Annotated in this window: 10 protein-coding genes, 1 tRNA gene and 1 pseudogene; 7 read left to right on the top strand and 5 right to left on the bottom strand. The window is 70.0% G+C overall.

Annotated elements, in window-relative coordinates:
- On the bottom strand, positions 1-825 hold an 825-nt coding region (locus DJ81_RS03720), incomplete at its 3' end, for a COX15/CtaA family protein (RefSeq protein WP_094588538.1).
- Positions 826-1,497: 672 nt separating this feature from the next.
- Positions 1,498-1,953, bottom strand: coding sequence for a DUF5814 domain-containing protein (locus tag DJ81_RS03725; protein ID WP_094526118.1), 456 nt, complete (start codon positions 1,951-1,953; stop codon positions 1,498-1,500).
- 197 nt (positions 1,954-2,150) lie between these two features.
- On the opposite strand from DJ81_RS03725, the gene DJ81_RS03730 reads away from it, so the two are divergent.
- Positions 2,151-2,223 (top strand) — tRNA-His (locus DJ81_RS03730).
- A 175-nt stretch (positions 2,224-2,398) separates the two neighbouring features.
- Here DJ81_RS03730 and DJ81_RS03735 read toward each other — a convergent pair.
- Complete coding sequence (locus tag DJ81_RS03735; RefSeq protein ID WP_094588540.1) at positions 2,399-3,130, bottom strand: MBL fold metallo-hydrolase; 732 nt, start codon at positions 3,128-3,130, stop codon at positions 2,399-2,401.
- 326 nt (positions 3,131-3,456) lie between these two features.
- Here DJ81_RS03735 and DJ81_RS18665 point away from each other — a divergent pair, with 326 nt between their 5' ends.
- Both DJ81_RS18665 and DJ81_RS03740 read left to right on the top strand, forming a co-directional pair.
- Positions 3,457-3,645: a hypothetical protein gene (locus tag DJ81_RS18665; RefSeq protein ID WP_141212525.1), complete on the top strand. Its 189-nt coding sequence runs from the start codon at positions 3,457-3,459 to the stop codon at positions 3,643-3,645.
- Positions 3,642-4,778, top strand: a complete 1,137-nt coding sequence (locus tag DJ81_RS03740; RefSeq protein ID WP_094588542.1) for a hypothetical protein — start codon at positions 3,642-3,644, stop codon at positions 4,776-4,778. The genes DJ81_RS18665 and DJ81_RS03740 overlap by 4 nt, the downstream gene beginning before the upstream one ends.
- A 264-nt stretch (positions 4,779-5,042) precedes the next feature.
- Here DJ81_RS03740 and DJ81_RS03745 read toward each other — a convergent pair whose 3' ends face one another.
- Positions 5,043-6,722 carry a Na+/H+ antiporter NhaC family protein gene (locus DJ81_RS03745; RefSeq protein ID WP_094588544.1) on the bottom strand — a complete coding sequence of 560 codons (1,680 nt, stop codon included), beginning with the start codon at positions 6,720-6,722 and terminating at the stop codon, positions 5,043-5,045.
- 254 nt (positions 6,723-6,976) lie between these two features.
- On the opposite strand from DJ81_RS03745, the gene asd reads away from it, so the two are divergent.
- The 3 genes and pseudogenes from asd (at position 6,977) to DJ81_RS03760 (ending at position 8,997) form a co-directional block, all read left to right on the top strand.
- Positions 6,977-8,023, top strand: a complete 1,047-nt coding sequence (gene asd, locus DJ81_RS03750) for an aspartate-semialdehyde dehydrogenase (protein ID WP_094526104.1) — start codon at positions 6,977-6,979, stop codon at positions 8,021-8,023.
- 56 nt (positions 8,024-8,079) lie between these two features.
- A complete protein-coding gene (locus DJ81_RS03755) occupies positions 8,080-8,292 on the top strand; it encodes a hypothetical protein (RefSeq protein ID WP_094588546.1) in 213 nt (70 codons plus the stop codon).
- 78 nt (positions 8,293-8,370) lie between these two features.
- Positions 8,371-8,997, top strand: a pseudogene (locus tag DJ81_RS03760) (class I SAM-dependent methyltransferase).
- Between the two features lie 17 nt (positions 8,998-9,014).
- On the opposite strand, the gene DJ81_RS03765 reads toward DJ81_RS03760, so the two are convergent.
- Positions 9,015-11,006, bottom strand: a complete 1,992-nt coding sequence (locus DJ81_RS03765) for a 3-hydroxyacyl-CoA dehydrogenase/enoyl-CoA hydratase family protein (protein WP_094588548.1) — start codon at positions 11,004-11,006, stop codon at positions 9,015-9,017.
- 164 nt (positions 11,007-11,170) lie between these two features.
- Between DJ81_RS03765 and DJ81_RS03770 the strand changes: the two genes are divergently transcribed.
- On the top strand, positions 11,171-11,767 hold the full coding sequence (locus tag DJ81_RS03770; RefSeq protein ID WP_094588550.1) for a DNA-3-methyladenine glycosylase: 597 nt from the start codon (positions 11,171-11,173) through the stop codon (positions 11,765-11,767).
- The last annotated feature ends 96 nt before the right edge of the window (positions 11,768-11,863 follow it).

The following is an 11,863-nucleotide window of genomic DNA, read 5'->3' on the forward strand; positions in this document are numbered from 1 at the left end:
CGCCGCGAGCGCGACCGCGACGCCCAGCGCGGCGAGATTGATCCGCTCCCAGCCCGCGGTGTACAACACCAGGTCGCGCCCGAGGAGGAGCGTCGCGACGAGCGCGGCCATCGCGCCGGCGGCGAGCAGACGGACTCGCCCGGCCGCGGACGGGCTGACGCCCGCGTAGCCCGACCGGACCGCCTCGGTGGCGAACGCGACCGTCGCGACGAGTCCGAGATGCCCCGCGAGCCCGGTCGCGTAGAAGCCGGCCTGCGCGCCCGGCGAGTACGTGACGAACGGGACCGCCCGCGAGAACACCGCGCTGGCGACGATCCCGACGAGTCCGACGGTCGCCGCGATCCGGAGGAGCCGCGCCGACCCCCGGCCGCCGCCCCAGATGGTCGTCAGTCCGAGCAGCGTGAAGATCGTCAGCGCGACGATCAGGTGGGCCGCGTGCGTCGAGACGGTGTAGCCGCCGGGGACGAGACCGCCGACTGTGACGGTGATCGCGCCGACGGTGATCTGCAGCGGGAGGATGGCTACCGCGAGCGTCGCCGCGAGACGCGTCCGGCGGTCGAAGCTCCCGAGCCACGTCCAACCGGCGGTCCCGATGATGAGGAACCCGGTGATCATCGCCCACGCCCGGTGGAACCACTCGATGAAGTCCGGGTTGATCGTCAGCGCGGGGATGAGCTGGTCGGAGCAGAGCGGCCACTGGGCCTCGCACGCCAGCCCGGAGCCGGTCGCCGCGGTGTAGACGCCGAGCGCGAACAGCGTCAGCGTCATCCCCGTCGTCGCCGCCGCGTATCGTCTGAACGTCAGCCACGCGGGCCGAAGACTCATTGATCGAGTTCGGGCGCGAGCGCACTTAGACCGTTCGGAGGCTCCACGTGGACGGGAAGACGAATCGGCCGGAAGCCGGCGCCACGATTTATAAATAGGAACGCGGTGGCGCGTGCCGAGGAGCGCCCGGAGGGCGCGACTCGCTCGCGCGAGGGAGTCGGCCGCCCGAAGCAACGAGGAGGGCGGCCGACGAGGTTGGGGAGGCGTGAGGCGGCGGTGCGGTTGCGGTCCCGCGAGCGAAGCGAGCGGGAGCACGGAAGTCGCAGCACGCGCAGCGAACGGAGTGAGCGAGCAGGACCGTCTTCCGGCGGTCGGGTGGGATTCAAAGCGGCAGTCGCGATTCTCGCGAGCAACGCGAGCGGGAAGACGGGAGACGAAGTCTCCCGGAATGACGAAGCACGACGACGGAAGCAGGGTGGCGCTACGCGCCACGGGCAGCCGGCGGCGAAGCCGCCGGCGACACCACAGCGAGGGAGCGAGAGCGACCGAGCGAGGAGCGCAACGAGTCGCGCGAGACCTCGCGGCTGGGGCTTTGGGGGTGTCCACCGTTGATTCCAGATCAGTCGTTTATAAGTAAGCGGCTGGGGGTTCGGGAGCGTTCACCGCCCCACCGACGGAAACGATATATAAGTGAACGTTCGAACCGACGGAATCGCAGCTCCTCGTTTCGTCTTACCCCGACAGTTCTCGTTTCGCTCGCCGCGCCCGCTCGGACATCTCCTCGTTGCCCTCGACGTCGGCGAGGGTCTCGACGGCCTCCAGGTTCCGCACCGCGTCGTCGAGGAAGGAGAGCACGTCGCCGGTGTACGCGTACACCATGTAGTCGTCAGTCATCACGTCCACGATCGCCTGCGGGCCGAGCCCCTCGGCCCGAAGCTCCAGCACGTATCGCATGAACTTCTCCTCGGGACAGCCGCAGTAGGGGTTCGCCTGACAGTCGCAGTCGAGGAAGTCCTCGGCGAAGTCGAGGATGCGGTCGCGGGTCGTGGAGTCGAGCTTCGAGAGCCCGTCACCGGTGAACAGCATGTCGAGGGTCGCGCCGGCGAAGGCCCCCTTCGGGACGTTCGCCTCAAGCTGGGAGGCGAGCTGCCGGTGGTTCTTCACGTAGATCTTGTCGGTGAACGCCACGGTTATCGTCAGATACGCCGGCTGGCAGTAAAAACGGCGTGGTCGCCGTCGCCGTCGGTGAAACGGTCGTCCGAGGCCGAGCGCGGCCGGTCACCGACCCGGGCCGAGCGCGACCGATCGCCGAACGGCACCGGGTCACACGCCCGTCCGGGAGTCGTAACGGTTATTTATCAAAGCGGGGTAGATATCGACGCGTGTCCGGGTTAGGGTAGTGGACTATCCTTCAGCCTTGTGGAGGCTGAGACGCGGGTTCGATTCTCGCACCCGGACCTTCTCACGACGACCGCAGGGAGGAGTGACAAGGCCGGAAGGCGAAATTGAATCACGCGAGACGAGCGGAGCGAGTCTCGCCTCGGGTTCGATTCTCGCACCCGGACCTTCTGGCGGCGAGCGACACTCCGAGCCGCGAGGCTTCGCGGAGAACCGAAGCGGAGAGGTCGCCTGGCTAGAACGCGACGCGCTCGCCGTCTTCGGGGACCGCCACGCCCTCCGTCTCCGACCGGAGCTCCTCGCGCGAGAGCAGACAGTGGTTGATCGCCTCCATGTGGACCACGGCGACCGCCGCGTCGGTGGCCTCGCGGACGGCGGCGACGTCGTCGACGCCCATCGTGATCGGCGGTCCCTGATTGAACCGCGCCTCGCCGCCGTTGAGCACGACGGCGTCCGGCTCGAACCGGTCCAGCGTCTCCGCGACGGGCCCGTACCAGACCGTGTCGCCGGCGACGTACAGCGTCTCGTCGCCGTCGAGGACGAAGCCGGAGACGGGACCCATCTTCTCGGCCAGTTCCCCGTGGCCGTGGCGACCGGGGGTCCGGTGGAGGTCGACGCCCGCGAACGACGCCGCGTCCTCGACGGGTCGCACGTCGGTGAACCCCTCGTCGACGAACGCGTCGGCCTCGCTCGGCTGGCAGAACACCGGGACGTCCGGATCGAGCGCCTCCGTCGCCGCGTCGTCGAAGTGGTCCGGGTGGCGGTGGGTGACGATCACCGCGTCGTGCGACAGGTCGACGTCGGGCATCGGGACGAGCGGGTTCGCGCGGTGGTTCGGCGTGTCGTCGATGGGCGGCAGCGCGCCCCGAGACGCGAACAGCGGGTCGACGAGGAAGGTGCTCCCGTTCACGGTCGCGAGGACGGTGGCGTTGCGGACGAGAGTGACGCTGAGGTCGGGGGCGGACATACGGGTCCGTTCGGCGAGCGCGCGGTTGTGGCTTGCGGCGGGACAACGCCCCCGCGGCGTCGCTCGAAGGTCCGGAGAAGCCCGAGCGCCAACCGGGCCGGCTCTGAGCGGACGGAGATGGCGCCCTCGGAGCGGGAGAACCGTCGGCCTAGCCACCGCGACGCGACCGTCAGCACCGCGTGGCCGTCGGCCGGAGTGGCGGTTCGATAGGCCGCGCCAAAATCCGTTCACCGCGCCGGAGCCGCCCGAACTGTTCGCGTAACGCACCGTGTATTTATGTGCCGGACGGGCGTCGTGTCCCCCGTCATGTACGGACGTGAGTCGCCGTGAGACGCCGGAATCGTATCCGAGCGGGAACCGGGGCCGACGCGGCCGGTGTCGCGGGCGGTCTCGCGGGCCGCAGGCGGCGCGACGGACCGCCGCTCAAGGAGGGGTTCGAGCACGACATGGGCGACCGGGAGGCGGACGCGACTCACTGCGTCTCTGGCTCGTCGGTGCGCGACGAGGCCCGATGACCGCCGAACGCGACGCGGACGGCGGCGGCACCGGCGAGGCCGCCGCCGATCGACCCGACACCGGCGACGACGACACCCCCGCCGCCGATCGACCCGACGCCGGCGACGACGACACCGACACGATGCGCGGGCGGGCCGGCGAGAGCCGGGTGAAGCTGTGGCTCCTGTTGCGCGCGGACCGGATCGTCGTCGCCGGGGTTCTGACATTCCTCGTCTTCGCCGCGACGGTCGCGATCGCCGCGGGGATCTCGCCGTCGCTCGCCGGGAAGGTCGAGGCGAAGGACCCGATCGAGACGCTGTTCTCGGCGATGATCACGGCGATCGTCACCGGGGCGACGCTCGTCGTCACGATCGGCCAGCTCGTGCTCACGCAGGAGAACGGGCCGCTCGGCGACCAGCGCGACCGAATGGACGGCTCGCTCGCCGTCCGGGACAGCGTGGCGGCGCTCCTCGGTTCGCCGGCGCCGACGGACCCTGCCGCGTTCCTCGACGCGCTTCTCGGCGCCGCGTCGGACCGCGCCGACGCACTTCGGGAGTCTGTACGCGACCGCGGCGCGGACGGGTCCGGCGAGGCCGACCGCCGCGACGAGCCCGCCCTCCGGGAGGATGTCGACGGACTGGCGTCGTCGGTCGGCGAGAGCGCCGACGCCGTGCGCGACCGGCTCAACGGCGCTCGGTTCGGCTCGTTCGACGTGGTGTTCGCCGCCCTCGACTTCCCGTACGGCCGCGAGATATCGCGCGCGGAGCGCGTCGCCGCCGACCACGGCGAGTCGCTCACCGCCGACGAGCGCGACCTCCTCGGGGACCTGACGGAGGCCCTGTCGCTGTTCGGTCCCGCCCGCGAGCACGTGAAGACGCTGTACTTCCAGTGGGCCCTGATCGACCTCTCGCGACTGATCCTGTACGCCGCGGTGCCGGCGCTGGTCGTCGCGGGCGCCATGGTGGCGGTCGTCGACGTCGGGACGTTCCCGGGGCGCACGCTCGGGTTCGACCACCTCACGCTGGTCGTCGCGGCCGCGTTCGCGGTCACGCTGCTCCCGTTCTCGCTGTTCGTTTCCTACGTGCTCCGCGTCCTCACCCTCGCGAAGCGGACGCTCGCCATCGGACCGCTGGTGCTGCGGGACACGGAGTAGGCGAGCGCGGCCGCTCTCCGGGGGAGGAATGTCGCCCGCAACACTAACGACCGGTCTCATCTCCGGCGGCGTGCCGCGTCGACCGGGAAACCCTCGTGGCGGGCGGTCGCCTGCGCGGCGACGGGCGGGTCGCGTCAGCGACCGGATGTGACGCGCCTGGGTTCTCCGCGCTGTCATCGCTCCCATCGGGGAGTACTCGGGCGGGGACTGAGGGCGCGCGTCCGACGGTAGCCGGCGGACGCGTTTAAAAGGTCCGCCGCGCGCTCAGTCGTCCTGCTCGGTGCCGGCGACGATCACGGCGCCGCTCTCGTCGTCCTGCCGCTCCGACACGGAGACCGGGTCGATCCCGCGCCGGGAGGCGTCGAACTCCGAGAGCAGGTAGACGAGGCCGGCGAGCAGGAGCGCGCCGAACGGGAGCAGGGCGAGCGGCGTTACCCGGGTGACCCCCCAGACGACGAGCAGGAGGACGACCACGGCCGCGACCGTGACCGCGTAGTAGATCTGCGTGCGGACGTGGTCGATCAGGTCGGCGCCGGTGAACGTCGCCGAGAGGACGGTCGTGTCGGAGATCGGCGAGCTGTGGTCGCCGAAGATGGCGCCCGAGAAGATGACGCCGACCATCGCCGCCACGAGCGTGTGGCCCGCCGCGCCGCCGCCGCTGATCTCCCACGCGATCGGGATCGCGATCGGGGTGACGATCCCCATCGTCCCCCACGAGGTGCCGGTCGAGAACGCGATGAGGCCGGCGACGACGAACACGAGCGCCGGCAGGAGGGAGGCCGAGACGGAGCCCACGGCGACGTTCGCGACATAGGCGCCGGTGCCGAGCGCGTCGATCGCCTCGCCGATCCCCCACGCGAGCACGAGGATGGAGGCCGCGGTGAGCATGATCCCGAACCCGTCGATCGTGTACTCGGTCGCGTCGCCGACCCCGAAGATGTCGTAGGCCCGTCCGAGGACGAACCCGCTGGCGACCATCGCGAACGAGCCGATCATCAGCGCGACCTCGTAGGAGGCGTTGAGCGCGGCGTCCCACAGCCGCCCGCCGGCCGCGCCGAGCTCGACGGCGAGGAGGTCGCCGCCGAAGCCGACCGGCGAGAACTCGCCGGACCACAGCGCGGTCCCGATCGTCACGGCGATCAGCACCGCGACGGGCACGAAGAAGTTGGCGAGCCGCGGCGTCGACGCCGGGGGATCGCCGAGCTCGCCGGCGACGTCCTGCATCGGCACCGCCTCGTCTCGGGTCACCTTCCCGGCGGTCCACGACCGGTGTTCGGCCGTGAGCATCTCGCCGTAGTCGCGGCCCGAGCCGACAATCAGGAGGACCATCACGATCGCGAGGATGGCGTACATGTTGAACGGGATCGAGGAGACGAACACCTCGAAGGTTCCGGGCCGGTTCGCCGCCGCGACCCCGGCGGAGTCGTACCCCTCGGCGATGAGCGAGAGTTGGAACGCGACCCACGAGGAGATCCCCAGCGTCGCCACCGGCGCGGCGGTGGAGTCGACGATGTACGAGAGCTTCTCGCGGGAGATCCGGAGGCGGTCGGAGACGTCCTTCATCGCCGACCCCACGATCGCGGTGTTCGCGTAGTCGTCGAAGAAGAGGACGATCCCGAGCCCCCAGGCGACGAGCCCGGCCTGTCGCTGGGAGTCGAGGCGGTCGAGCGCCCAGTCGCGGACCGCGGCGGTGCCGCCGAGGTTCCACACCATGGCGACGCCGGAGCCGAGAAGCAGGGTGAACACGAGGATCGTCGCCTGAAACTCGTCGGAGACCGCCGCGACGATCCACTCGAACGTCTGGACGATCCCGAGCCCGCCGGTGACGATGACGGCCCCGGACCAGATGCCGAGGAACAGCGAGAGCACCGCCTTCCGGGTGATCACCGCGAGGACGATCGCGAGCAACGGCGGGGCGACGGACAGCGCTCCGAAGTCGGTCATGACCACCACCACTCACGCGAGAGTATTTAATACCTCCCCGACACGAGAGTTGACGTATCACCGGAAATATAACTTATAGGCGAATTTACATAGCTGTATATTGGCTGTGAGCGACCGTTCGTCGATCTGTGATCGCTCTCGACGATGGATCGTCGACCGGCTCGGTCGACGCTACGACGGCGGTCACCGCCCGCGACCGGCGGAATCGGCGCGTATCCGAACGCACTTACGTCCCTGTGACCGACCCACGCGCAATGTCTGTACGAGTCGGCATCCTCGGCGCCACCGGCGCCGTGGGTCAGCGGTTCATCCAGTTGCTCGACGATCACCCGACGTTCGACCTCGCGGCCGTCACCGCGAGCGCGGACAGCGCCGGGAAGACGTACCGCGAGGCCGCCAAGTGGCGCGTTGACACGCCCATCCCGGAGAGCGTCGCGGAGATGACGGTGACGGAGACGACGCCCGCGGGGATCGCGGACGACGACGTCGACCTCCTGTTCTCCTCGCTCCCCTCGGGAGTCGCCGCCGAAGTCGAGCCCGCCTTCCTGGAGGAGGGGTACGTCGTCTCCTCGAACTCCTCGAACGACCGCATGGCGGCGGACGTCCCGCTCACGATCCCGGAGATCAACCCCGGCCACCTCGACCTGATCGAGGTCCAGCGCGACGAGCGGGGCTGGGACGGCGCCCTCGTGAAGAACCCGAACTGCTCGACGATCACGATGGTGCCCACCCTCGCGGCGATCGACCGGTTCGGCCTAGAGAGCGTCCGCGTCTCCACGCTACAGGCGGTCTCAGGCGCGGGCTACTCCGGCGTCACCTCGATGGAGATCCTCGACAACGCCATCCCGCACATCGGCGGCGAGGAAAACAAGATGGAGACGGAGTCGCGGAAGCTCCTCGGCGAGTTCGACGGCGCGGAGGTCAACCTCCACGAGGCCGACGTCGCCGCCTCCTGTAACCGGATCCCCACCCTCGACGGTCACTTGGAGAACGTCTTCGCCGAGTTCGCCGAGGACCCCTCGGCCGCGGACCTCCGCGAGGCGATGCGCTCGTTCGAGGGCGTCGGCTCACTCCCGAGCTCCCCGGACCAGCTCATCAAGGTGTTCGGCGAGGACGAGCCGGAGCGCCCGCAGCCCCGCCTCGACCGCACGTACGCGGATGGGATGGGCATCGTCGCCGGCGGCGTCCAGTCGACCGACGCCGGCGCGAAGTACAACTGCCTCGCACACAACACGATCCGCGGCGCGGCGGGCGCCTCGCTGCTGAACGGCGAGCTGCTCGTCGAGGAAGGGTACGTCTAAGCGAGCCGACCCGCGACCGTCAGAAACTTACTTCTCCGCGTTCCGCTCCCGACGCTATGTCAGAGACGACCCTCGAACGGTCCCTCCGCAGGGGCGTCGCCGTGCTCCTCGTCCCGCTGTCCGGCGCGACGACCCTCCCCGAATTCGTCGAGGCCGCGCTGCCCGGAATCTCGAACGTCCTCGGCGCCGCGCTGTTCGTCGCGGCCGTCGCGTACCTCGTCGTCAGCGTCGGCGGACAAGTGGTCTCGGCGGCCGACACCCCGCTGTAGTCGAACGGCGAAGCGAGGGACCGGCGGTCGTCTCCGGCGACCGAAGGCTTCAACAGCCGCGTCTCGGATTCGGCTCACATGGTGGACAAAGACGTCGTTCGTCGGGGCTACGACGCGCTCGCGGAGACGTACGCCGCCGACCGAGGTCGGGAGGGTCGCGGGAGAGCGATCCTCGCTCGGTTCCGCCGGTCGCTGCCCGAGTCGGCGCGCGTCCTCGACGCGGGGTGCGGGCAGGGAGCACCCGTGTTGCGCGACCTGAGCGCGTCTGCGACCGCGACCGGGCTGGACGTCTCCCGAACGCAGTTGGAGTTGGCCGCCGAGAGCGTTCCGGACGCGTCGCTCGTGCAGGGCGACGTGGCCGCGCTCCCCTTTCGCGCCGATTCCTTCGACGCGGTGACGGCGTACCACTCGCTGATCCACGTCCCGCGGGACCAGCGCCGACGGGTCCTCGAGGAGTTCGCTCGCGTGCTCGTCGACGGCGGACGGCTGCTCCTCTCGGAGGGAACGGACGAGTGGGCGGGGACGAACCCGGACTGGCTCGACACCGGCGTCGAGATGCAGTGGTACATCGCCGGGGCCGCCCGGACCCGCGAACACCTTTGAGAAGCGGGCTTCACCGTCGAGGCCGAGCGGGAGGCCGCCGACTCTCTAGACGACGGGAACGAGGGGCGGTGGACGTTCTTCGCCGCGGAGCTGGGGAGGTAGGCGGAGCGAACGGAACCTCACTTCCCTTCGAACTCCGGCTCGCCGTCGCCCATGAACGCCGTGACGCCCTCCATGAGGTCGTCCGTGTTCATCACGTGGCCGAAGCCCATCGCCTCCACCTCCAAGCCCGCCTCGCCGTCGGTGCGGCCGGCGTGCATCGCGCGCTTCGTATACTTCTGGGCGATCGGCGGGCCGGCGGCGAGCGACTCGGCCAGCTCGCGCCCGCGCTCGGCGAGTTCCTCGCCGGGGACGACCTCGTTGACGAAGCCGTAGTCGGCCAGCGTCTCGGCCTCGTAGCGCTCGGCGGTGAAGATGATCTCCTTCGCGCGCCCCTCGCCGACGATCCGGGCGAGGCGCTGCGTACCACCCCAGCCCGGGAGGAGCCCGAGGTCGTGCTCGGGCTGGCCGAGCTCGGAGCGGTCGGAGGCGATCCGCATGTCGGCCGCGGTGGCGAGCTCCATCCCGCCGCCGAGGCAGTAGCCGTCGATGGCGGCGACGACGGGGCTGTCCGACGCCTCTAGCTTCCCGAACGTCTGCTGCCCCTGCCGCGAGAGCTCGACGGCGCTTATCGGCTCCGCGCCGCCGGCGGCCATGCTCTGGACGTCGGCGCCGGCCGAGAAGGCGCGGTCGCCGGCGCCGGAGAGGAGGATCGCCCGTACCTCGTCGTGCTCGTCGAGCCGGTCGATCGCGTCCGCGAGCTCGTCGAGCAGCTCCCCGCTGATCGTGTTCATCCGGTGCGGGCGGTCGATCTCGACGTGACCGACCCGGTTCTCGACGGCGACGTTGAGCGTGTCGTAGTCCGCGAGCGCGTCGTCGCCCTCGGCGTCTTCCCCGTCGTCGGTCCCGCCGTGGAACCCGCCCGCCTCGGCGGCCTCGCGCAGGTAGTCGGTCGCCTCGTAGCGCGCCTCGCCGGTCTCCTCGCGGAGGTCGTCGAGGACGTCGACCAGCTCGTCGAGCCCCTCGCCGTCGGCCAGCTTCGCGGGGCCGTCGGGGAAGCCGGCGCCGAGCATCACGGCGCGGTCGATGGCGGGCGCGTCGGCGACGTCGTTCCCGATCAGCCCGGCGACCTCGTTGGCCATCACGGCGAGGAGCCGCTTCCGGACGTCCCCGTCGATCGCGTCCGAGGGGATCTGCGCGCCCTCGCCGTCCTCGTAGTCGTAGAAGCCCGAGCCGGTCTTCTTCCCGAGCGTCTCCGCCTCGACCTTCTCGACGAGCAGCGGGCAGGGGCGGTACGCCTCGCCGAGGGTCTCGTGCATGTAATCCAGCACGTGGTACCCCACGTCGATCCCGACCTGGTCGGCGAGCTCGAACGAGCCCATCGGGAGCCCCATGTCGAACTTCGTCGTGGAGTCGACCGCCTCCATCGTGGCGTCGCCGGACTCGACGATCCACGCCGCCTCGTTCATCAGCGGGACGAGGATGCGGTTGACGATGAAGCCGGGGCTGTCCTTCCGGACGCGGACGGGGGTCTTCCCCATCGACTCCGCGAGCCCCTCGATCAGTTCGAGGGTGTCCTCCGAGGTGTGCTTCCCGGAGATGACCTCGACGAGGTCCATCCGGACCGGCGGGTTGAAAAAGTGCATCCCGCAGAAGCGCTCGGGCCGGTCGGTGACCTCGGAGAGCTCGGTGATCGAGAGGCTGGAGGTGTTGGTGACGAAGACGGCCTCTTCGGGCGCGTACTCGACGACCTCGTCGTACACGTCCTTCTTGATGGCCATCTTCTCGGGGACGACCTCGACCACCACGTCGGCCTCGGCCAGCGACTCCTCGAGGTCGACGTACGCCTCGACGCGGTCGAGCGTCGCCTCGGCCTCGTCGTCGCCGATGCGGTCCTTCTCGGCGAGCTTGCCGAGCGACCACTCGATCTGGTCGTAGCCGTCCTGGACGAACTCCTCTTCGATGTCCCGCAGCGCCACGTCGTAGCCGGCGAGGGCGGCGACCTCCGCGATGCCGTGGCCCATATTTCCGGCACCGAGCACCGTCACGTGCTGGACGTCTTCCAGTTGCATACGGCAACGGTCGGAACCGTCATGGTTGAACGTTTCCATCTTCCAAACGGGAAACCCAAGGTAAGTTTATATCGGGTCCGACCCGCGGGCCGACGGGGTCGTCGAGAGCGTAACCGCGGCCGCGACCGAAACGGTCGGGTGGCTCCGGCCCGAACCCCGGACCGATGGACGACCGAGTCGCGGCGACCCTGCGGGAGGACCCGACGATGGCGGCGCTTATCGACCGACACGGTCGGCTCGCGATCGAGCCCGCGGCCGACGAGTTCGCGCGCCTCTGCACCTCGATCGTGAACCAGCAGCTCTCGACAGCCTCCGCGGCGGCCATCCGCGAGCGCTTCGTGGGGGTCCTCGGCGGCGACCCGACGCCGGACCGCGTGCTCGCGGCCGACGAGGGCGCCCTGCGCGAGGCCGGGCTCAGCGGGACGAAGGTCGAGTACCTGCGCGCGACGGCCGAGGCGTTCCGCGACGGCGACCCCGACCTGACCCGCGAGGGGCTGGCCGACGCGAGCGACGAGGCGGCCGTGGGCCGGCTCACCCAGATCCGCGGCATCGGCGAGTGGACCGCGCGGATGTACCTGATCTTCGCGCTCGGACGCGAGGACGTGCTCCCGCTCGGCGACCTCGCGGTGCGGAAGGGGATCGAACAAGTGTACAACGATGGGGCGGAGCTGACTCGGGGAGAAATGCGGGAGATCGCCGAGGCGTGGCGCCCGTACCGGAGCTACGGGACGCGGTACGTCTGGGCCGAGTACGAGTCGTGAGCTGTTGCCCCCGGTTCGACGGTGGATCGTTCAAACGTCCCAGCCGCTCGCTTATAAATAGGTGATTGCGGAGTGACGGTGATGTTAAGTTAAGAA

Origin of the sequence: Halorubrum sp. Hd13 (assembly GCF_002252755.1) — an archaeon.
Lineage (GTDB): Archaea > Halobacteriota > Halobacteria > Halobacteriales > Haloferacaceae > Halorubrum.

Coding starts and splice junctions, on each gene's coding strand:
- DJ81_RS03735 (WP_094588540.1), bottom strand. CDS start 3,130: ATGTCCGCCCCCGACCTCAGCGTCACTCTCGTCCGCAACGCCACCGTC.
- DJ81_RS03740 (WP_094588542.1), top strand. CDS start 3,642: ATGACCGCCGAACGCGACGCGGACGGCGGCGGCACCGGCGAGGCCGCC.
- asd (WP_094526104.1), top strand. CDS start 6,977: ATGTCTGTACGAGTCGGCATCCTCGGCGCCACCGGCGCCGTGGGTCAG.
- DJ81_RS03770 (WP_094588550.1), top strand. CDS start 11,171: ATGGACGACCGAGTCGCGGCGACCCTGCGGGAGGACCCGACGATGGCG.
- DJ81_RS03755 (WP_094588546.1), top strand. CDS start 8,080: ATGTCAGAGACGACCCTCGAACGGTCCCTCCGCAGGGGCGTCGCCGTG.
- DJ81_RS03745 (WP_094588544.1), bottom strand. CDS start 6,722: ATGACCGACTTCGGAGCGCTGTCCGTCGCCCCGCCGTTGCTCGCGATC.
- DJ81_RS03765 (WP_094588548.1), bottom strand. CDS start 11,006: ATGCAACTGGAAGACGTCCAGCACGTGACGGTGCTCGGTGCCGGAAAT.